The sequence below is a fragment of the Bosea sp. BIWAKO-01 genome, assembly GCF_001748145.1.
Taxonomy (GTDB): domain Bacteria; phylum Pseudomonadota; class Alphaproteobacteria; order Rhizobiales; family Beijerinckiaceae; genus Allobosea.
On sequence record NZ_BCQA01000001.1, the window covers coordinates 2,222,783 to 2,244,165 of the forward strand.

At 65.5% G+C, this 21,383-nt stretch carries 16 protein-coding genes; 6 read left to right on the top strand and 10 right to left on the bottom strand.

Annotated elements, in window-relative coordinates; all coding sequences use genetic code 11:
• Positions 1 to 63: 63 nt before the first annotated feature.
• From BIWAKO_RS10180 to tesB, 4 genes are all read right to left on the bottom strand, one after another.
• Positions 64 to 2,634 carry an FtsK/SpoIIIE family DNA translocase gene (locus BIWAKO_RS10180; protein ID WP_069882336.1) on the bottom strand — a complete coding sequence of 857 codons (2,571 nt, stop codon included), beginning with the start codon at positions 2,632 to 2,634 and terminating at the stop codon, positions 64 to 66.
• Between the two features lie 211 nt (positions 2,635 to 2,845).
• Positions 2,846 to 4,324: an ammonium transporter gene (locus tag BIWAKO_RS10185; RefSeq protein WP_069878603.1), complete on the bottom strand. Its 1,479-nt coding sequence runs from the start codon at positions 4,322 to 4,324 to the stop codon at positions 2,846 to 2,848.
• 34 nt (positions 4,325 to 4,358) lie between these two features.
• Entirely contained in the window at positions 4,359 to 4,697 is a 339-nt protein-coding gene (locus tag BIWAKO_RS10190) for a P-II family nitrogen regulator (RefSeq protein ID WP_043236992.1), read from the bottom strand.
• Positions 4,698 to 4,934: 237 nt separating this feature from the next.
• Positions 4,935 to 5,801, bottom strand: a complete 867-nt coding sequence (gene tesB / locus BIWAKO_RS10195) for an acyl-CoA thioesterase II (RefSeq protein WP_069878604.1) — start codon at positions 5,799 to 5,801, stop codon at positions 4,935 to 4,937.
• Positions 5,802 to 5,951: 150 nt separating this feature from the next.
• Here tesB and BIWAKO_RS10200 point away from each other — a divergent pair, with 150 nt between their 5' ends.
• Positions 5,952 to 7,202, top strand: coding sequence for a ubiquinone biosynthesis hydroxylase (locus BIWAKO_RS10200; protein WP_069878605.1), 1,251 nt, complete (start codon positions 5,952 to 5,954; stop codon positions 7,200 to 7,202).
• A gap of 72 nt (positions 7,203 to 7,274) precedes the next feature.
• On the opposite strand, the gene BIWAKO_RS10205 is transcribed toward BIWAKO_RS10200, so the two are convergent.
• Complete coding sequence (locus BIWAKO_RS10205) at positions 7,275 to 7,478, bottom strand: Trm112 family protein (RefSeq protein WP_069878606.1); 204 nt, start codon at positions 7,476 to 7,478, stop codon at positions 7,275 to 7,277.
• A 9-nt stretch (positions 7,479 to 7,487) separates the two neighbouring features.
• On the bottom strand, positions 7,488 to 12,338 hold the full coding sequence (locus BIWAKO_RS10210; protein ID WP_141740038.1) for an NAD-glutamate dehydrogenase: 4,851 nt from the start codon (positions 12,336 to 12,338) through the stop codon (positions 7,488 to 7,490).
• Positions 12,339 to 12,562: 224 nt separating this feature from the next.
• Between BIWAKO_RS10210 and BIWAKO_RS10215 the strand changes: the two genes are divergently transcribed.
• Both BIWAKO_RS10215 and BIWAKO_RS10220 read left to right on the top strand, forming a co-directional pair.
• Positions 12,563 to 13,111, top strand: a complete 549-nt coding sequence (locus BIWAKO_RS10215) for a peroxidase-related enzyme (protein WP_244523633.1) — start codon at positions 12,563 to 12,565, stop codon at positions 13,109 to 13,111.
• 336 nt (positions 13,112 to 13,447) lie between these two features.
• Positions 13,448 to 13,816 (top strand): DUF2794 domain-containing protein, encoded by a 369-nt coding sequence (locus BIWAKO_RS10220; protein ID WP_069878609.1) that lies wholly within the window; start codon positions 13,448 to 13,450, stop codon positions 13,814 to 13,816.
• On the opposite strand, the gene BIWAKO_RS10225 is transcribed toward BIWAKO_RS10220, so the two are convergent.
• From BIWAKO_RS10225 to BIWAKO_RS10240, 4 genes are all read right to left on the bottom strand, one after another.
• Positions 13,800 to 14,348 carry a GNAT family N-acetyltransferase gene (locus BIWAKO_RS10225; RefSeq protein WP_069878610.1) on the bottom strand — a complete coding sequence of 183 codons (549 nt, stop codon included), beginning with the start codon at positions 14,346 to 14,348 and terminating at the stop codon, positions 13,800 to 13,802. The two genes, BIWAKO_RS10220 and BIWAKO_RS10225, sit on opposite strands and share 17 nt — an antisense overlap.
• Before the next feature lie 88 nt (positions 14,349 to 14,436).
• Positions 14,437 to 15,213, bottom strand: coding sequence for a Bax inhibitor-1/YccA family protein (locus tag BIWAKO_RS10230; RefSeq protein WP_069878611.1), 777 nt, complete (start codon positions 15,211 to 15,213; stop codon positions 14,437 to 14,439).
• A 220-nt stretch (positions 15,214 to 15,433) separates the two neighbouring features.
• Positions 15,434 to 18,022, bottom strand: a complete 2,589-nt coding sequence (locus tag BIWAKO_RS10235; protein WP_069878612.1) for an ABC transporter permease — start codon at positions 18,020 to 18,022, stop codon at positions 15,434 to 15,436.
• A 9-nt stretch (positions 18,023 to 18,031) separates the two neighbouring features.
• Complete coding sequence (locus BIWAKO_RS10240) at positions 18,032 to 18,733, bottom strand: ABC transporter ATP-binding protein (protein ID WP_069878613.1); 702 nt, start codon at positions 18,731 to 18,733, stop codon at positions 18,032 to 18,034.
• A gap of 192 nt (positions 18,734 to 18,925) precedes the next feature.
• Between BIWAKO_RS10240 and BIWAKO_RS10245 the strand changes: the two genes are divergently transcribed.
• From BIWAKO_RS10245 to thpR, 3 genes are all read left to right on the top strand, one after another.
• Positions 18,926 to 19,513 carry an arylesterase gene (locus BIWAKO_RS10245; RefSeq protein ID WP_069878614.1) on the top strand — a complete coding sequence of 196 codons (588 nt, stop codon included), beginning with the start codon at positions 18,926 to 18,928 and terminating at the stop codon, positions 19,511 to 19,513.
• Positions 19,514 to 19,638: 125 nt separating this feature from the next.
• Positions 19,639 to 20,694: an aldo/keto reductase gene (locus BIWAKO_RS10250; protein ID WP_069878615.1), complete on the top strand. Its 1,056-nt coding sequence runs from the start codon at positions 19,639 to 19,641 to the stop codon at positions 20,692 to 20,694.
• Between the two features lie 109 nt (positions 20,695 to 20,803).
• Positions 20,804 to 21,382 (top strand): RNA 2',3'-cyclic phosphodiesterase, encoded by a 579-nt coding sequence (gene thpR / locus BIWAKO_RS10255; protein WP_069878616.1) that lies wholly within the window; start codon positions 20,804 to 20,806, stop codon positions 21,380 to 21,382.
• Position 21,383: the final 1 nt, after the last annotated feature.

Here is a 21,383-nt window from a genome sequence, read left to right on the forward strand (position 1 = left end):
CCGTATGAGTTGCACTTCAGCGTGGCAATTTGAGGACCTGCCGGTCGTCTCTCTGCCGTCCGCTCAATCCTCGTCTTCCCTGGCGCGGCCGGCCTCGACGAGGATCTCTCGCTTGCCGGCGTGATTGGCGGGGCCGACGATGCCCTCGTTCTCCATGCGCTCCATGATCGAGGCGGCGCGATTGTAGCCGATCTGCAGGCGGCGCTGGATATAGGAGGTCGAGGCCTTCTTGTCGCGCAGCACGACCGCAACCGCCTGGTCGTAGGGATCCTCGCTCTCGGCCTGGCCCATACCGCTCTTGTCGAAGACGGCGCCGCCATCCTCGTCATCACTGCCGGCCTCCTCCTCGGCGGTGACCGCGTCGAGATAGTCCGGCCGGCCTTGCGTCTTCAGATGGGCGACGACCTTCTCGACCTCGGCATCCGAGACGAACGGCCCGTGCACGCGGGTGATGCGGCCGCCGCCGGCCATGTAGAGCATGTCGCCCTGGCCGAGCAGTTGTTCGGCGCCCATCTCGCCGAGAATGGTGCGGCTGTCGATCTTCGAGGTGACCTGGAACGAGATGCGGGTCGGGAAATTGGCCTTGATCGTGCCGGTGATGACGTCGACCGAGGGCCGCTGGGTCGCCAGCACGACATGGATGCCGGCGGCGCGTGCCATCTGCGCCAGGCGCTGGATCGTGCCTTCGATCTCCTTGCCGGCGACCATCATCAGATCGGCCATCTCGTCGACGATGACGACGATATAGGGCAGGGGGCCCAGATCCATCACCTCTTCTTCGTAGATCGCCTCGCCGGAATGCTTGTCGAAGCCGGTCTGCACGGTGCGGGTGATGATCTCGCCGGCAGCCAGCGCCTCGCCGACTCGGACATTGAAGCCGTCGATATTGCGCACGCCGAGCTTCGACATCTTCTTGTAGCGCTCTTCCATCTCGCGCACCGCCCATTTCAGCGCGACCACCGCCTTCTTCGGATCGGTGACGACGGGGGTGAGCAGATGCGGGATGCCGTCATAGACGGAGAGTTCGAGCATCTTGGGGTCGACCATGATCAGCCGGCACTGCTCGGGCTTGAGCCGGTAGAGGATCGACAGGATCATGGTGTTGATCGCGACCGACTTGCCCGAACCGGTGGTGCCGGCGACGAGCAGATGCGGCATGCGGGCGAGATCGGCGATCACCGGCTCGCCGCCGATGGTCTTGCCGAGGCAGAGCGCCAGCTTGTGCTTGGTCGATTCGAAATCCTGGCTGGCGAGCAGCTCGCGCAGGAAGACGGTCTCGCGCTTGGCATTGGGCAGTTCGATGCCGATCGCGTTCTTGCCCTGGACGACGGCGACGCGTGCCGAGATCGCGCTCATTGAGCGGGCGATGTCGTCGGCCAGCGAGATCACCCGCGACGACTTGGTGCCCGGCGCCGGCTCGAGCTCGTAGAGCGTCACGACGGGGCCCGGGCGAACCTGGCTGATCTCGCCGCGTACGCCAAAGTCCTCGAGCACCCCTTCGAGCAGGGTCGCGTTCTGCTCCAGCGCATCCGTCGAGATGGCTGCCGAGGGGAGCTTCTTCGGTTCGGCAAGATAGGTCAGCGGCGGCAGCTCGAAATGATCGCGATCCAGCAGTGAGGGCTGGGCCTCGCGCGACAGACGCTTGCCAGGTTTCGGAGCAGCGGGCCGGGCGGTGACGCGCGGAGTATTGAGATCGCGCAGGTCCTGCGGTCCATCATCATCGTCGATATCGCCATCGGGATAGTCGACGACGCGACTGGCCGGACGCGGGCTGGGCAACGGCTCGGGGGCGAAGACGGGGGGCGCGGCGCGGGCCGCTTCGTTGAACTGCGGTTCACGACGTACGCGGCTGACGGGCTGGTTGCCAGCGGAGCCAGTGGCGCTGACAGCCGGCTCCGGCGGGTGCGGCAGGCGACGCAGGATCGCGCCCTTGAGCGCCATTGCGCCATGGGCAAGCCAGCCGACAAGGATGACCGCGAAACCGGGCTCGTCGTCGCGACGCTCCTCGGTCTCGGCCCAGGACTCGTCTTCGTCGTCGCTGTCATTGACCGGATCTTCGTCGGTGACGAAGCCGAAGCCCGCGGCGGCGGTCACGGCGAGAATTGCGATGCCGGCATAGAGGAAAGCGACAAGGCCGCCGAGCGCGCTGCCTGCGATGCCGACGAGATTGCGCGTGCCAAACAGCAGGCCATCGCCGATCACGCCGCCCATCCCTGTGGGCAAGGGCCAGCGCGGCGTCGCCGGAAGGGCGCTCGCGACGGCTGCCGTCGCGACGATACCGACAACCCAGAGGCCGAGCTTGAGCGCGCCGCGATCGAACAGGTGGAAGCGCATCAGGCGCAGCGCCCAGATCAGCGGCGGGAAGAGCATGGCGATGACGCCGAGTCCGATCATCTGCATGGTCAGATCGGCGATCATGGCACCCGGGCGCCCGAGCAGGTTGTTGACGGCGCCCCCGGTGGCGTTGTTGAGGCTGGGGTCTTCAGCTGCCCAGGTGGCAAGCGCGAGTGCCACGGCTGCTGTCAGCGCCAGCAGCCCGAGCCCGACCATTTCCGACGTCCGTCGCGACAGGAATTCCCGCGCGGGATCGGGTAGGCGATCGATCAGGGATGAGGAGCGTCGGATTGTTCGCATGCCAGCCGGGCCGCCTTCCACAGGACTACAGGCCGCATCATACCGGCCTCCAGCGATCAGGGTATGAAGGTCAGGTTAAGACCCGCTTAACCTTGAAGGGGAGCGCCACTCCGGCGGATTGATCGGCCTGCTTCTGCGGGTGGGGTTACCATGAGAAAGGCCCCGGCGGGAAACCGCCGAGGCCTGTTTCACGTGAAGCGGCCGGAGGCGCTCACATGCTGTAGGCGCGCTCGCCGTGCTCCGCGATGTCGAGGCCTTCGCGCTCCTGATCCGTGGTAACGCGCAGGCCGACGACGACGTCGACGATCTTGTAGAGGATCAGTGAGCCGACGCCGCTGAAGACGAGGGTGAAGAGAACGGCCTTGGCCTGGGCCAGGAATGCCGGCCCGAATTCATAGGCCGCGGTGACAAGCTCGCCCGGCTTTGAGACATAGTCCGGGATGCCGCCGCCGCCGAGCGCCTGATTGACCAGGATGCCGGTGGCCAGCGCGCCGATGATGCCGCCGACGCAGTGGATGCCGAACACGTCGAGCGAATCGTCGTAGCCGAGCGCATTCTTGACGGTGGAGCAGAAGACGAAGCAGACCGCGCCAGCGACAAGGCCGAGCACGATCGAACCCATCGGGCCTGCGAAGCCAGCGGCCGGCGTGACGGCAACGAGACCAGCCACCGCGCCCGAGACCATGCCGAGCAGCGAGGGCTTGCCCTTGGCCGCCCATTCGACGAAGAGCCAGCCGAGCGCCGCTGCCGCGGTGGCGACGAAGGTGTTGATCATGGCGAGCGCGGCGGTGCCGTTGGCCTCGAGATTCGAGCCGGCATTGAAACCGAACCAGCCGACCCAGAGCAGGGCAGCGCCGATCAGAGTCATGGTCAGCGAGTGCGGCGCCATCAATTCCTTGCCGTAGCCGACGCGCTTGCCGAGCAGCATGCAGCCGACGAGGCCGGCGATGCCCGCGTTGATGTGGACGACGGTGCCGCCGGCGAAGTCGAGCGCACCCCATTTGAAGAGCATGCCGGCATCGGCGTTGACGGCGTCGAGCGCCGCTGTCGCGGCTGCCTTGGCATCGGGGCCCGCCTCAGCGACAGCCTTGGCCGCATTGCCGACGGCATCGGGACCGCCCCAGTACCAGACCATGTGGGCCATCGGGAAATAGATGAAGGTCACCCAGAGGGCGGTGAACAGCATCAGTGCCGAGAACTTGATGCGCTCGGCGAAGGCGCCAACAATCAGGGCCGGCGTGATGCAGGCGAAGGTCATCTGAAAGCAGATGTAGACGTATTCGGGGATGACGACGCCGTTCGAGAAGGTCGCCGCGACCGAGTTGCCGTCGACGCCGCGCAGAAAGGCTTTCGAGAAGCCGCCGACGAAATCGTTCAGGCCGCCGCCATGGGTGAAGGCGAGGGAGTAGCCGTAGATCACCCAGAGCAGGCTGACCATGCAGACGATGGCGAAGACCTGGGTCAGCACCGAGAGCATGTTCTTGCTGCGCACCAGGCCGCCATAGAACAGGGCGAGGCCGGGAATCGTCATCAGCAGCACGAGCACGGTCGAACTCATCATGAAGGCGGTATCGCCCTTGTTCGGCACCGGCGCGGCGGGAGCCGCTGCAGTCTGGGCCAGCGCGACGGCCGTGGTCGCGGCCAGCACCGCTCCGACTAGCCCGGCCCGCAATGGGGTCTTGAAATTCATGGTTGGAAACTCCTGAACTGTAGGATCGAGAGGATCAGAGGGCGTCGCCGTCGGTCTCGCCGGTGCGGATGCGGACGGCCTTCTCGATCGACGAGACGAAGATCTTGCCGTCGCCGATCTGGCCGGTACGGGCTGCGGCGGTGATCGCCTCGATCACCTTGCCGACGAGCTCGTCCGAGACGGCGACTTCGATCTTGATCTTCGGCAGGAAGCTCACGGCATATTCGGCACCGCGATAAATCTCGGTATGGCCCTTCTGCCGGCCATAGCCCTTCACCTCGGTCACGGTCAGGCCATGCACGCCGATGGCGGTGAGCCCGTCGCGCACCTCCTCCAGCTTGAACGGCTTGATGACAGCCATCACGATTTTCATGCTTGGGTTTCCCCGTTTCCGCCGCCCGGATGTCAGCCCCGGCGATCGCGTTGCGTTCCGCGCGCGCCGGGAGCCCGACACACGTCACGGCCGGTCAATTCAAGGCCCGTGCCAACTGCCGGAGGGGGATATGAGGGGATGGCGCAACGAAAGACGCCCCGTCACGCCTCTCGGCACGGGGTGATTGCCTAATAAACAGGCAAATGATTGATTGCTGTGCTTCTGCTTAGAAAGCGCTCATTCGCGGTCCGGACGGGGCCGGATCAGACCTTCCTGCGCCACGGACGCGACGAGCTTGCCGTGGCGATCGAAAACGAGGCCGCGGGAGAACCCGCGCGCGCCCGAGGTCGAGGGGCTGTCCTGAGCATAGAGCAGCCAGTCGTCGGCGCGGAAGGGGCGGTGAAACCAGAGCGCATGATCGAGGCTCGCGCCTTGGATCTGCTTGTCGAACACGGTCTTGCCATGCGCGATGAGGCTCGAATCGAGCAGCATCAGATCCGAAGCATAGGCAAGCACGCTTTGATGGACCGCCGGATCGTCGGGCAAAGGCTGCATCGAGCGGATCCAGACATTGAATTTCGGCTCCATCTTCTCGCCGGTAACGTAGCGCTGGAGTTCGACGGGCCTAATCTCGATCGGGCGCTCGCGCTGGTAATAGGCGCGCACGGCTTCGGGCATATGCGGCAGTACGCTGCGCTGCATCTCCTCCCGGTTCGGCAGGTCCTCCGGCATCGGCACGTCCGGCATCGGCATCTGATGCTCATAGCCGGGTTCCTCAGCCTGGAACGAGGCCGACATCGAGAAGATCGCCTCGCCGTGCTGGATCGCCAGCACGCGCCGCGTCGTAAACGAGCGGCCATCGCGCAGCCTTTCAACCTCGTAGATGATCGGAGTCTCGGGGTCGCCCGGCAGCAGGAAATAGGCGTGCAGGGAGTGCGGCTGGCGGCCTTCCACAGTCTGGCAGGCGGCGTAGAGGGCCTGCCCGATGACCTGCCCGCCGAAGACGCGCTGCCAGCCGATCTTGGGGCTGCGACCGCGGAACAGATTGCGCTCGAGCCGCTCGAGATCGAGGATCGACGTCAGGGAGTCGCTGATCTGGGACATGGTTCTTCAGGCTCGACTGGCGGGCGGATTGACGGATGGGCCGGCTGAGCCGAAGACGGTTCCGCCGTATCCTCCGCATCAGCACCGACGCACCGGGCGTCGTCAAGCGCTGGTCCAGGCGTGGTCGGCATGAGGCGCAGGAGCAGGACGATGGGGCAGCAGACCGGCCATTCCGACAGGCGGATCGTGATCGCGGGTGGCGGCATCGCCGGGCTTTCGCTGGCGCTGGCGCTGAAACGTGCGCTGGGCGAGGCTTATGCGATCGTCCTGGCGGACCCGGCGCTTGCGGCACCGCCGCGTCAGGACAACCGCGCCTACGCCGTGGCGGCGGCTGCACGCAACATGCTGGAGGTGCTGGGCGTCTGGGAGGCCGTTGCAGGCAGTTCTGCCGCGATGACCGAAATGGTGGTGACCGACAGCCGCAATCCAGACGTGGTGCGCCCGGTCTTCCTGACCTTCGACGGCGAGATCGAGCCCGGACAATCCTTCGCCCATATGGTCGAGAACATGGCGCTGATGACGGCGCTGCTGAGCGCCTGCCGTGAAGCGAATGTCGAGATGCGGCCGGAAGGCGTTCGCGGCTTCGATGCGCAGGACGACGCCATCGAGATCACTTATGCGGGCGGCGAGCGCATTGCGGCGTTACTGCTCGTGGCCGCCGATGGCGCACGGTCGCGGCTGCGCGAACGCGCCGGCATCGGCTGGGTCGGCTGGTCCTACCACCAGTCCGGGCTCGTTGCGACGCTGAGCCATGAGCGGCCGCATGACGGGCGCGCCGTCGAACATTTCCTGCCTTCCGGGCCCTTCGCGATCCTGCCGCTCAGCGACGGCGGCAGGCTCGGCCACCGCTCTTCGATCGTCTGGACGGAGCGCGAGGAGAATGTCGCGGCGCTGCTCTCACTCGACGAGGCCGATATGCTCGACGAGATCGAGCGGCGCTTCGGACTGGAGCTTGGGGAGCTTGCACTGGAGAGCAAGGTCACGGCGATGCCGCTCGGCTTTGGCGTGGCGCGTCGCTTCGTCGGCGACAGGCTGGCGCTGCTTGGTGACGCCGCTCACCTGATCCATCCGATTGCCGGCCAGGGGCTCAATCTCGGGCTGAAGGATGTCGCGGCCCTGGCCGAGGCCATTGTCGATGCGGCGCGGCTCGGACTCGATCCAGGCAGCGCCGACGTTCTCGAAGGTTATGAAAGCGCCCGGCGTTTCGACACAGTTGCGATGGGCGCGGTGACAGACGGGCTCAATCGGCTGTTTTCAAATGACGTGACGCCATTTCGCCTGGCACGCGATTTCGGGCTCGGGCTGGTCGATCGGATGCCAGGGCTGAAGCGCTTCTTCATCCGCGAGGCGGCGGGACTGGCAGGGGAGCCGCCACGCCTGCTCAGAGGCGAGGCACTCTAACAAGCGGCGTCATGGTCGGGACAAGCCCGACAATGACGCGGAACGCTCCGAGGCGTGCCTCGAGAGCGGGATCTATCCCTCGATCTGCCGTGCTTCTTCCGGCAGCATGATCGGAATGCCGTCGCGGATCGGATAGGCGAGCTTGGCAGGGCGGCTGATCAACTCCTGCTTTGCTGCGTCGTATTCGAGCGTGCTCTTGGTCACCGGGCAGACCAGGATCTCGAGCAGTTTCGGGTCGATCCGGGTGGCTGGCGTGTCGCGTTCGGTCTCGGTCATGATCTCTTCTCAGTGCTTTCTCGGAAGGTCGGCGAGCATGCCGGCTGCGACCATCAATTTCGGCAGGGACAGGCCCGACATCGTGATGGCCGAGACCGTCGCGCGGGTGCGATCGGCTTCCGCGCCACGATCGGCCAGCCAGCCGTCGAGGGTGTCGGATCCGGTTGCGCCCGAGGCGATCTCCTGAGTCAACCCGGCATGAGCATCGACCAGCGTTTCGATGGCGCGGTCGCGGGCCAGGCGCTCATAATCGTCGGTTGCCGGCACGGCGGCGGCTGCTGCTGCCAGGCTGGACAGGCCGAAGACCGAATCGGCACCGAAATGAATCCGCGCCACCTCGGCAATCGACCGTTTGGTCCGGTCGGCGATGTCGACGATGTCGGTCGCCTGGGCAAGTGCGGGCAGGCTGGCAATCCGCGCGGCGAGGGTTTCGGGCACTGATTCCGAGACGAGAACGGCGATGCGGGCCGTACGCGCCTGGGCGGCTGCCTCGGGCAGCAGGCTGTCGAGTTCACCGGCAAGTGCCGAGACGCCCCTCGCGTAATGCGCAACCGTTTGCTCGATGGAGCCCGGTTTGGCGACGCCCCGACGCAGGAACCAGCTCATCCGATCGGTGACGAGTTCCTGGGCCGCGGCATAGAGACCGATCTGGGTCTTGCCAGGGATCTTGGCGTCGAGCGCATCGATCGCCCCGTTCAGGGCGATCAGATCGAAGGAGTCACGCGCAATGGCGTAGGCCGCTGCGATCGCCGGTGCGTCGGCGCGCGTCTGGCCGGCCAGGGTCGAGACGATGGCCGGGCCGCCGCGGTTGATGATGGCATTGGCGAGCTGGGTTGCAACGATCTCGCGACGCAGCTTGTGGCTGGCGATCTCGGCGCCGTATTTGTCGCGCAGCGCCCTCGGGAAATAACGGGCGAGCTCGTTGTTGAGATAGAGATCGTCCGGAATGGCCGATTCGAGCAAGGCATCGTGCAGGGCGAGCTTGGCATAGGCCAGCAGCACGGCAAGCTCCGGCCGGGTCAGGCCCTCGCCGCGCTTCTCACGCTCGGCCAGCACCATATCGGTCGGCAGGAACTCGACCGAGCGATCGAGGCGGCCCTGGGCTTCCAGCGTCAGCATCAGGCGACGTAGCGCGGGCGTTGCCGTCGCGCCCTGGGCCTCGGTCAGCGAAAGCGCCAGCGTCTGCAGGTAGTTGTTGCGCAGGACGAGGAGGCCGACCTCGTCGGTCATGTCGACGAGCAGGGCATTGCGCTTCTTCTCAGGCAGGCGCCCATCGCGGACAGGGTCCGCGAGCGCGATCTTGATATTGACCTCGACGTCGGAGGTGTTGACGCCGGCGGAGTTGTCGATGGCATCGGTGTTGATCCTGATGCCGTTGCGGGCGGCTTCGATGCGGCCGCGCTGGGTGCAGCCCAGATTGGCGCCCTCGCCGACGACACGGGCCCGCAGATCGGCGCCGGCAATCCGGATCGCGTCATTGGCGCGGTCGCCGACCTGGGCATCGGTCTCGTCGGCGGCCCGGATATAGGTGCCGATGCCGCCGAACCAGAGCAGGTCGACCCGCGCCTTCAGGATTGCGGTCATCAGTTCGGGCGGGGTGACTTCCGCCTTGTCGAGATCAAGCAGCGCGCGCACCACCGGCGAGAGCGGGATGCTCTTGGCCTGGCGCGAGAATACGCCGCCGCCCTTGGAGATCAGCGACTTGTCGTAGTCCTGCCACGAGGAGCGGGGCAGCGCGAACAGGCGTTGGCGTTCGGCAAGCGACGCTGCCGGGTCGGGCTCCGGATCGAGGAAGATGTCGCGGTGGTCGAAGGCGGCCACAAGCCTGATCGCCGGCGAGAGCAGCATGCCGTTGCCGAAGACGTCGCCCGACATGTCGCCGACACCCGCCACCGAGAAGGGCGTCGACTGGATGTCGATGTCGATCTCGCGAAAATGCCGCTTCACGGCCTCCCAGGCGCCGCGTGCGGTGATGCCCATCTTCTTGTGGTCATAGCCCTGGCTGCCGCCCGAGGCGAAGGCATCGCCGAGCCAATGCCCCTTCTCGATCGAAAGCGCGTTCGCGATATCGGAGAAGGTCGCAGTGCCCTTGTCGGCGGCGACGACGAGATAGGGGTCATCGCCATCATGGCGCACGGTATCGGCCGGCGGAATGACCGTCTCGCCGTCGAGATTGTCGGTGAGCTCCAGCAGGGTGCGGACGAAGATGCGGTAGCTCTCGGTGCCTTCCGCGATCCAGGCCTGGCGATCGCTCGCCGGCGGCAACTGCTTCGGGAAGAAGCCGCCCTTGGCGCCGACCGGAACGATCACGGCGTTCTTCACCTGCTGAGCCTTGACCAGGCCCAGTACCTCGGTGCGGAAATCCTGCGGCCGGTCGGACCAGCGCAGGCCGCCGCGCGCGACCTTGCCGAAGCGCAGGTGCACGCCCTCGACCCGGGGCGAATAGACGAAGATCTCGTAGAGCGGATGCGGCAGCGGCAGATCGTCGAGCCTGGCGCATTCGAATTTCAGCGAGATCGTGCTGCGCGGATAGCCGTCCGGGCCGATCTGGAAGAAATTTGTGCGCAGCGCCGCTTCGATCAGGTTGACCAGGCGCCGCAGGATCCGGTCCTCGTCCAGGCTGGTGACGTCGTTGAGCGCGGCCTCGATGCCTTCACGCTCGGCCTGCATCGCTTTCTCGCGCTTGCTCGCATCGAAATGCGGGTCGAACTTGGCGACGAAATAGGCGATCAGCTTAGAGGCGATACCGGGGTGACGGGTCAGCGCATCGGCGATGTAGTCCTGGGCATAGGGCGCGCCGACCTGCCTCAGATAGCGCCCGAGCGCACGCAGCAGCGCAGCCTCGCGCCAGGCGATTCCGGCGGCAAGGACGAGCTGGTCGAAACGGTCCGATTCCGCCAGTCCGCGGAACTGGGCCATCAGCGCTGCTTCGATGGTCGGGTCGAGGCGGGCAACATCGATCTCGCCACCGCCGGCACGCTCCAGGGTCATGTCGTGCAGCCAGACGCGGGCGGCTTCGGGCGCCTCAACCCCATTGGCGGTCTGCTGCGGCGTCAGATTGAAGGTCCGCTCGTTGACGACGCGGAAGCCCATGTTCTCAAGCACCGGCACGCGGGCGGAGAGGGAGATCGGCGCACCGCTCGAGAAGACCTTGAGATTGGCCCGCGCCGCGGTATCGCCCTCGCGGCGATAGAGATTGACCGCGCGCGACCGCTCCGGGGTGAGCTTCTGCAGCATGTCGATGTCTTCGAGCGCATCGGTGGCCGAGAAGCGCTCGCGATAGGCCGCGCCGAAGGCCTCGGCATAGCGCTCGGTCAGCGACCGCGCTGCCGGGCCCGCCTTCTGCTCGTCGAGAACGTCCTTGAGGCCATCCGCCCAGGTTCGGACGATCGCTGCGATGCCGGCTTCCAGCGTGGCGCGATCGACCCTTGGCGTGCGGCCTTCGTCGCGGCCGATGATGTAATGGGTGCGCGACAGCGGGCCTTCCGGATAGGCCGGGTAAGCGGCCGACAGGCGCCCCTCATAGATCCGCGCCAGGAATTCGCCGACGCGACGGCGGACCTGCGTGTCGTAACGATCCTTCGGAATGAAGACGAGGATCGAGACGAAGCGGTCGAATTCGTCGACCCGGGCCAGCGCGCGGATGCGCGGGCGCTCGGTCAGCTGCAGGATATCGAGGGCGAAGCGTTCGAGTGTCTCGCCGTCGATCTGGAAAAGCTCGTCGCGCGGAAAGGCATCGAGCACGTTGAGCAGCGCGCGGCCGGAATAGCTCGCCGCGTCGAAGCCCGTGTTCTTGGCGACGCGCGCGACCTTGAGCCGCAGATAGGGAATGGCGCGGGCGCTGCCTGTATAGGCGTTGGAGGTCAGCAGGCCGACGATTCGCATCTCGCCGTCGAGATGGCCGTCAGGCGTGAACAGCTTGACGCCGATATAGTCGAGATGGACGCGGCGATGCACGCGGCTCTTGACGTTGGCCTTGGTGATGATCAGCGCCTGCGGTTTGGCGAGGAAGGCGCGAATCTCCGGCGTCATCACCACCATTTCGCGATTCTTGCGCAGCATGCGCACAGAGGGATCGCGCAGGATGCCGAGACCGGAGCTGTCGATCGGGTCGGCAGCCGCATCACCGCCCGGGAAACGGTAGGCTCGAATGCCGAGAAGCGTGAAATTGTCGCTGGCGATCCATTCGAGGAATTGCAGGGCCTCGGCGACCTCGTCCTCGGCAAGCGGGGGCGGGTTGGAGCGGTAGGCCTGAATCACCTCGGTGATTCGGCCGCGCATGGCAGCCCAATCGTCGACCGCCAGGCCGACATCGACATAGACCCTTTCGAGACCGGTCTTCAGGCGCTCGCGCGCCTCGGGCGTGTCGATCCGGTCGAGATGGATATGGATCAGGCTTTCGCGGCGCGCGCCTTCCGGAGCACGCCCGGTCGCTTCGCCTGCAAGCGAGTGGAAAGAGCCGTCGGCATCGCGCGCGACTGCCAGGATCGGGTGGGCGACGAGGCGGGGCTCGTAGCCCTGCTCGGTCAGCTCAGCCAGCGTCGAATCGAGCAGGAAAGCCTTATTATCGTTCACGACTTCGAGAATCGTGATCTGCCGTTCGCGGCCATGTTCGCTGAAGGCTTCGTCGCGGAAACGCAGATTCGGGGTGCCGGGCCGGCGCTTCGCGGTCAGATGCTTGTAGGCGGCGGCAGCGGCACGGGCGAGGAGATCAGGCGGGAGAGCGACGATATCTTCGGCAACGACGCGGCCATAGAGCAGCTTCGGAAACTCCGCCGGCATGCCGGTTCCGCTCTGGGAGGCTGCGGCCTCGACCGCGGCCAGAGCCTCGATCGTTGCATTCGTCACTCGTTTAACCATCCCCAGAACCCTCAGTTATTTTGCCGCAGCGATGACATAGGCTGCGGCGCCTTTCAACTTTCGTCGCATCATGCACACGAACAAGGTCGCCCGTGCGAACATCGCGGCAGATCCTGTCGAAAGTTCAACCTCGCCGACACATCAGGAAACGGACCATGTCGAACAAGCATGACAAATCGAAGGTCGGCGAGCTTCCGACTCGGCAGGATGAGCCGCCAAGGGTGATGGCGCTTGCGTTGCCGGAAGTCGAGCTGTCGGCCGAGAATCAGGCCTATTTCGCCAAATGCCAGGAGAAGCTCGGCTTCGTGCCGTATGTGCTGCTGGCCTACGCCCATGACGACGCCAAGCTCACGGCCTTCGCCGCGTTCTACAACGATCTGATGCTCGGCCCTTCCGGTCTCTCCAAGCTCGAGCGCGAGATGATCGCGGTTGCCGTGTCGAGCGTGAACCGGTGCTATTACTGCCTGACGGCGCATGGCGCCGCCGTCCGTCAGCTCTCGGGGGATCCTGTGCTCGGCGAGTTGATGGCGATGAACTATCGCGCTGCCGCACTCTCGCCCCGCCATCGTTCGATGCTCGACTTTGCGGTGAAGCTGAGCGAGACGCCCTATCTCGTCGAGGAAGGCGATCGCGAGGCGTTGCGGGCGGCGGGATTCGGCGAGCGCGATATCTGGGATATCGGCGCGGTCGCTTCGTTCTTCAACATGTCGAACCGGATGGCTTCGGCTGTCGATATGCGGCCGAATGCCGAATACCACGGACAAAAGCGCTGATGAGCCTGCATTTTCGCCAAAAGAAAACGGCCAGCGGAAACCGCCAGCCGTTGAGGTAGCCTCGAACCGATAGGCCCGACCTCACCAAGCCCGGGGGGCTGGGGGGCTGACGTATCCGGAACTCGATGAGGCCGGGCCGTCGAGGCAACGAGGGGAGTTGAGCCCGGCAACTTGGCCATCGCTTGGCGCGTTCGCGGCGAAAATGCGGCGTGGCTGACGAAGGCGTGATTCTTTTCTGCCTCCCTCGATCTCTTGCCAGCGCAGCATCCGGGGCGCATCATCCTGCCCAACGGGAAGTGCGATCGGGCCCTGCCTGACCGCCGATCGGGAGGCGCTATGAGCGAAAGCGAAACGCCGCAATCGCATGGGGCCGGGGCGGTGGTTGCCTTCCCCGGTCCGGTCAAGCCGGCGGCCGTTACCTTTGATCGCCGGGAACTCTCTGAGCTGCTCAATCTCTACGGCCGGATGGTCGCTGCAGGCGAATGGCGCGACTACGCCATCGATTTCCTGAAGGACAAGGCACAGTTCTCGGTCTATCGCCGAACCTCCGAGGTGCCGCTCTATCGGATCGTCAAGGATCCCGCCCTTGCCAAGCGGCAGGGTGCGTACTCGATCGTCGCGGCGACAGGGCTGATCCTGAAGCGCGGCTCGGATCTCAGCCGTGTCCTGCGGGTGGTCGACAAGAAGCTCAGCGTGGTGAGTTGAGGGGCGGCGCGGTTCGGCTGCCGTCGCCGATCTCCTTTTGCATCAGCATCTGGTCGAGCCAGCGGCCGTGCTTGTAGCCGACGGCCTTGGCGACCCCGATGAGTGCGAAACCGGCCTGTTCATGCAGGCGGCGCGAGGCGACCGAGGCGCCGTTCCCATCGCCAATGACCGCGACCATTTGCCGGAACCCCCTGGCTTCACACGCGGCGATCAGCGCGCTCAGCAAGGCGCGGCCGATGCCCAAGCCCTGCGCCTGCCGCGAGAGATAGATCGAATCCTCCACCGTGCTGCGATAGGCCGGACGCGGGCGATAAGCCCCGGCATAGGCGTAGCCGAGCAGGTCCTCGCCTCTGGTCGCGACGAGATAGGGATAGCCATCGGCGATGAGCGCCTCGAAGCGCCGCAGCATCTCGCCGGCCGAGGGCGGTTCCAGCTCCCAGGAGGCGGTGCCGTTCGAGACGGCATCGGCATAGATCGTGGTGATGACGGGAATGTCGTCGATGCGACCGTCCCTGATCGAAATGGGCTCCATCCGGTCAAGATGGACTGCGACGAACGCAAAAGAAAAGCCCCGGCCTTGCAGCCGGGGCTCGCGCGACCCGCAAGGGTCGAGGTGGTGCTTATTGGTTGCGCGTGCCGAACAGCGACAGCAGCATCTGGAACATGTTGATGAAGTTCAGGTAGAGCGACAGCGCGCCGTTCACCGAGAGCTTCGCGGCCGATTCCGGATCCATGTCGGAGTAGAGATACATCTCCTTCAGGCGCTGGGTATCCCAGGCGGTCAGGCCGGCGAAGACCAGCACGCCGATCGCCGAGATGGCGAAGGACAGCGCGCTCGAGGCCAGGAAGATATTGACCACCGAGGCGATCACCAGACCGATCAGGCCCATGATCAGGAAGGAGCCCATGCCCGAAAGCGACTTCTTCGTGGTGTAGCCGGCAAGGCTGAGCGCGCCGAAGGCGGCGGCCGTGATGAAGAACACCTTGGTGATCGACTCGCCGGTGAAGACGACGAAGATCGACGACATCGACACGCCCATCACCGCTGCGAAGGCGAAGAACATGGCGCGCGCGGTCGAGGAGCTCATGCTCTCGGCCTTGAACGAGAAGAAGAAGATGAAGGCGAGCGGGGCCAGCATCACGACCCATTTCAGCGGGCTGAGATAGATTGCCTGGCCGAATGTCGTCAGCGCCGTGACCTTGCCGGTCGGCGAGACGCCGGCGATCGCCAGCATGCTGATGCCGATGGCGGCAAGGCCGGTGATGGCCAGACCGATCGACATGTTGTTGTAGACGCCGAGCATGAACGAGCGCAGGCCCTGATCCATCTCGACGGCGCTGGTCTGCTGTGCGCGGCCGGCACCCCAGACTGGAGCATTGCGGTCGAAGTTGCTCATAGAGCGATTTCCCTCACAGGTAGAATTCCGGGGCGGACATCGCCTCCGCGATTTCCACCATCGCCCAAAATCGTGGCGACAACGCGGAATATGAGGGGGATCGAGCGACCTTACAAGAGGCCGCCATGGTTAAGAGCGCCGTCTGCATAGATCATGGAGCCCGGCCTGATGCAATGGCGCGAGCGATCCATGTCTATCTCCGAGGCAAAAGCGACAGTTCTCATAAATTCCGCAGATGAGAAGCAGGCGCTTTCGACAGTATTTTTAGGGTTCCGAACAATCCGAACAGGACGGTAACCACGATCGCGGCAGTCGCAGCGAGGATCGCGCCAGTCGGATCGCTGACGAATTCTATCTTCATCACTTGGGTGACGACACCCCAGCCTGCCAATGCGCCGGTGACAACGCCGAACAGGGCAGAGACAAAACCTATTCCGGCATATTCGAGGGCGTACGACGAAAGTATGAAGCGACGCGTCGCGCCGAGCGTCTTCAGGATCATCGCGTCGTATAGCCGCGCATGCTGCCCGGCCGCGAGAGCGCCTGCCAGGACCAGAAGGCTGGAAGCGATCGCCAGGCCCGAGGCGCCGCGGATCGCGGTCGCGAGCTGGCTGACAATGGTGTTGACCGCTTCGAGCGCGTCCTTCACCCGCACGGCGGTGACCGACGGGAACTCGACCGCCAGCCGGCGCAGAAGCTGCGCATCGGCGCTTGCCGTCGCGTCGGTCCCGGAGGTGACGGTCGCGAGATTGGTGTGCGGCGCGCCGGCAAAGGTGTTGGGTGAGAACACCATGACGAAATTGATGCCGAGCGAGCGCCATTCGATGGTGCGCAGATTGGCGATGCGCGCGGTGATGTTGCGGCCGAGCACGTTCACGGTGACGCTATCGCCGACCTTGAGCCCAAGCCCGGCGGCGATAGGAGCATCGAAGGAGACGAGCGGTTCGCCGCGATAGCCTGGCGGCCACCATTCCCCGGCGGTGATGATCGAGCCCTCGGGCATGGTTTCCGCATAGGTGATGCCGCGATCGCCATCCAGGACCCAGGCTGCCTGCTCGGAGGCCTTGATCTGCTCGGCGCGCACGCCGTTGAGACTGGTGATGCGGCCGCGCATCATCGGGACGCGTTCGAGCGTGGCGCCAGGCCTCGTTTCGGCGATGAAGCTGTCAAAGCGCGCGCTCTGGCCGTTCGGGATATCGAGGAAGAAGAAACTCGGCGCCTTGTCCGGCAGCGACTGGGTCAACTGCCGGGTGAGGCTGACATCGATGAAGGCGAGCGCCGAGAGCAGGGCGACACCGAGGCCCAGCGAGAGCACGAGCGACGGCGTCAATGCGCCGGGGCGATGGGCATTGGCGAGCGCCATCCGCAGGGCCGGGTTCCGCGGCCGCGGGCTGCGGCGGGCGAGAGCCATCAGAGTCCAGGCGACGAGGCGCAGCAGCAGGAAGATGCCAGCGGCAACGGCGATATAGATCAGTGCGATGCGGCGGTCATAGGCGAAGGCGACTGCGACACCGACGAGACCGATGAGAGCCGCAAGGAAGACACCGAGATAGACCAGCCTGGGCCGGCGCAGATCCGGCTCGATCTGGTCGCGGAACAGGGCCGAGACCGGCACGTCATGCGCCCGGCCGAGCGGCAATATCGCAAAGACCAGCGCGGTCAGCAGGCCATAGAGCGCCGCAATCACCAGCTCTCCCGGCGCCAATGTCGGCTCGAAGGGCAGGGGCAGCAGGTCGCGAAGCGCATAGCCGAGCGCAAAGGGCGCGGCGGCGCCCAGCAGAAGACCGATCGCGATGCCGAGTGCCGCAACGATCATGACCTCGGTCAGATGGATCGCGACGACATGTCCGCCGGTTGCGCCAATCGCCTTCAAGGTGGCGAAATCAAGCTTCTTGGCCTCGACGAAGCGGCGCACCGCATTGGCGACGCCGACACCGCCAACCAGCAGGGCCGTCAGTCCGACCAGGGTGAGGAACTGCGTGAAACGCTCGAGATTGCGCTGAAAGCTCGGCGCGGCATTGGCGCGCGAGCGGATTTCCCAGCCAGCGTCCGGCTGTTGGTGACCTGCATCGGCGATGAGGCGCTCGAGGGCCGTATCATCGGACGCCGTGGGGGGCAGCGAGACGCGATAGGTCCAGCGCACCAGGCTGCCCGGCTGGAGCAACCCGGTGGCACGCAATGCGTCCTGGGAAACCAGGACGCGAGGGCCGAAGCCGACGCCCGAGGCGATCTTGTCGGGCTCGGATACAAGGCTGGCGCGCAGCTGCACGCGTGCGCTGCCGACCGAGATGGTGTCGCCGATCTTCAGGTCGAGGCGACCAAGCAGCACGGGATCGGCAATGGCGCCAAAGCTGCCGTTGCTCTGGGACAGCAGATCGGAAAGCGGGCCAGCCGGCTCGCTGACGACCTCGCCGATGCTCGGATAGGTGGAATCGACCGCCTTGAGCTCGACAAGGGCCGCGCCCTTGTCGCCGGCATTGGCCATGCCGCGCATCGTGGCGATGGTCGAGAGGGCGCCACGCCCCTCGAGAAAACTCCGCTCGACGGCGGTGGCCTCGCGATGGATCAGGCTGAAGGCGACGTCACCGCCGAGAATGCGTCGCCCCTCGCGATGCAGCCCTTCCGTCAGGCCGCGCGACGCCGAGCCGACGGCTGCGATGGCCATGACGCCGAGAGCGAGACAGGCGATGAAGACGCCGAATCCGCGCAGGCCACCGCGCAGATCGCGCCAGGCGAGCCGCAGGGCGAGTGCCGGGCCAAAAGGAGAGCGGGGAGGAGTGGCAGCGGTGGGCTTGACCGGAGCGTGCATGGCGAGCGCTCAGGCGACCGCGAGATCGGCATCGGCTTCGATCCGCCCGGCGCGCAGGCGCACCGTGCGGTCGCAGGCCGCGGCGAGCGAGAGGTCATGCGTGACCAGCACGAGGGTGGCGCCCCGCTCGCGGCGCAGCGCGAAGATCAGATCGACGATCGAGCGGCCGGTGCTCTCGTCGAGATTGCCGGTCGGTTCGTCGGCGACGAGAATGGCGGGATCGGGCGCGACCGCGCGAGCGATCGCGACGCGCTGCTGCTCGCCGCCGGAGAGCTGGGCCGGATAATGGTCCATGCGATCGCCGAGCCCGACATTGCGCAGCTCGGCTTCGGCCCGGGCGAACGCATCGTCTGCACCCGCAAGTTCGAGTGGCAAAGCGACATTCTCGCGCGCCGTCATCGTCGGAACGAGATGGAAAGACTGGAAGACGATGCCGATCTGGCGCCCACGAAAGACCGCAAGGCCATCTTCCCCGAGCTGACCAAGATCCTGGCCGGCCACCTTCACCAGTCCGGAATCGGGCCGTTCGAGCCCGGCCATCGTCATCAACAGGGTGGATTTGCCCGATCCCGAAGGACCGACCAGCCCGGTTGCCTCGCCGGCAGCCAGTGACAAAGAAACGCCCTTCAGGATATGGACGCGGGCGGCTGCACGCCCCAGACTAAGATGGACATCCCGCAATTCGATCGCCGGGGCTGACTTATCACTCATCGCCACATGATCCTGTCTTCAATGCCATCGACGACGTCCATCCGCATCGCATGGCGATGGGGATGGGGTCTCAGCGCGTTGCACCCCGCCGCCCGATATGGGCGCGGTCGCGCGCTTGTCCAATCATTTGCCCGTGCTTTTTGCGCTGCGGCCTTTTGGCTGGCGCTCTTGGCGATCCTTCCGGTTTCAGCCATGGCCCAAGCCCAGACACCGCGCCCGCTCAAGCTTGTCGTACTGGGCGACAGCCTCAGCGCCGGCTACGGCCTGCCGGCGAGCGCGGCATTCCCGGCGGTGCTGGAGCAAGCCTTGCGCCAGAAGGGACACGCCGTCGATATCGCCAATGCCGGTGTCTCGGGCGATGTCGCCCAGGGCGGTCTCGAGCGGCTCGACTGGTCGGTGCCCGACGGGACCGATGGCGTCATCGTCGAGCTTGGCGCCAATGACGCGCTGCGCGGTTTCGATCCGGCGGTGACGGAAAAAGCGCTTGAAGAGATCATCACGCGGCTGAAGGCGCGCGGTATCCCGGTGCTGCTGGCCGGGATGTATGCGCCGCGCAATCTCGGCGTGGAGTATACGGGCCGCTTCGACGGGCTCTTCAGGGCACTCGCCGAGAAACACGCGCTGGTGTTCTATCCGTTCTTCCTCGAGGGCATCGCGGGCGATCGTGCGCTGAACCAGCCAGATCTGCTGCATCCGACAACCCAAGGCGTGCGCGTCATCGTCGAGCGGATTCTGCCGACGGTAGAGCGCTTCCTGGAGACCATCCGCTCGAAATCCTGATCCCTTCCGTTCCGGAGCGATGTGCCGCCACGGAGCAGGGCGGCGCATCGCATCATGCCGGTCGGCCCGAAAATCGCTTCCCACCCATGAGCGCCGCTGCGCGCAATCTCCGGAGTTGTCCGACCATGCAATATCGCCGTCTTGGGCGCACCGACCTCCAGGTTTCGGTCATCTGCCTTGGAACCATGACCTGGGGCCAGCAGAACACCGAGGCCGAGGGCCATGAGCAGATGGACTACGCGCTCGCGCAGGGCGTGAATTTCTTCGATACGGCAGAAATGTATTCGATTCCGCCGCAGCCGGAGACGCAGGGCTCGACGGAGCGGATCATCGGTAGCTGGTTCAAGGCGCGGAAGAACCGCGACAAGGTCATCCTGGCCTCCAAGATCGTCGGCCGCTCGGCCAATGACTGGTTCCGGGACGATCGCCGACCGACCCGCATCAACCGCAAGCAGATTTTCGAGGCCGTCGACAAGAGCCTGAAGCGGCTGCAGACGGACTATATCGACCTCTACCAGCTGCATTTCCCCGAGCGTGCGATGCCGTGGGGCTCGAACCCGACGCGCTTCAACAAGGCCGCTTTCGAAACGCCCGATGGCGAGACGTCGATCGCCGAACAACTCGACGCCTTCGGCGAGATTGTGAAGGCCGGCAAGATCCGTCATCTCGGGCTCTCCAACGAGAGCGCCTGGGGCACGATGAGCTTCGTGCGCGACTCCGAAGCGCGCGGAGGGCCTCGCGTCCAATCGATCCAGAATGCCTACAACCTGCTCAACCGCACCTTCGAGACGGGGTTGGCCGAGATCGCGATGCGTGAGCAGGTCGGCCTAATGGCCTATTCGCCGCTGGCCCAGGGCTACCTCACCGGCAAATATCTGGACGGCGCCAAGCCGGCCGGCGCGCGCTCGACGCTGTTCAATCGGGGCCAGCGCTACGAGGCTGCCGGCGCGGAAGATGCGGTGAAGCGCTATATCGCGGTTGCCCGCGAAGCTGGCCTGGATCCGGCGCAACTTGCGCTGGCCTTCGTGAATTCGCGTCCCTTCGTGACGGCCAACATCATTGGCGCGACGACGATGGAACAATTGCGGACCGATATCGGTTCGATCGATGTCGCAGTTTCGCCCGAGGTCGAAGCAAAGATCGACGCGATTCACCAATTGGTCGGAAACCCCTGTCCCTGAAGCAAGCGCGGCTCATGGCGGGGCGAGAAGGCGAAAGTTTGCGGAGGTTTTCCTGCAGCTCATCGCTTTTCGTCTCGCCAGAGTCACAAAAACTTGGCACTGATTCGCCATGCCGAGGCTGTTCACAGCTCTGGAGATACCCGCCGAGGTCGCCTCGACGCTGACGCTGCATCGCGGCGGACTCGTTGGAGCGCGCTGGATCGAGCCGGCCGATTATCACGTTACCTTGCGCTTCCTCGGGGACGTCGACCGCCGCATGGCCCATGACGTCGACAGCTTTCTCGCCGATCTGCAGACGCAGCCCTTCGAGGTGACACTCGACGCATTGGGCAGTTTCGGGGGCGACAAGCCGCGCGCCGTGTTTGCGCGCGTACAACCCAGTCGCCAGCTCGGTGAGCTCCAGGCCGATATCGAACGCCTGATGCGCCGCCTCGGATTACCGGCGGAAGGGCGCAAGTTCGTGCCGCATGTCACGCTCGCCCGGCTGCGGGACACCTCGCCTGTCGAGGTTGCCCATTACCTGGCGATGCATCCCATCGTCCGGCCGATCGCCTTCACGGCCCGACGCTTCGCCCTGATGTCATCGCGGGATTCGATCGGCGGCGGGCCCTATGTGCTTGAAGCAGCCTACCCGCTCGGCCCATCCTACCCCAACCGGCTCCCGCGAAGCGATTTCCAGCGGAGATGAT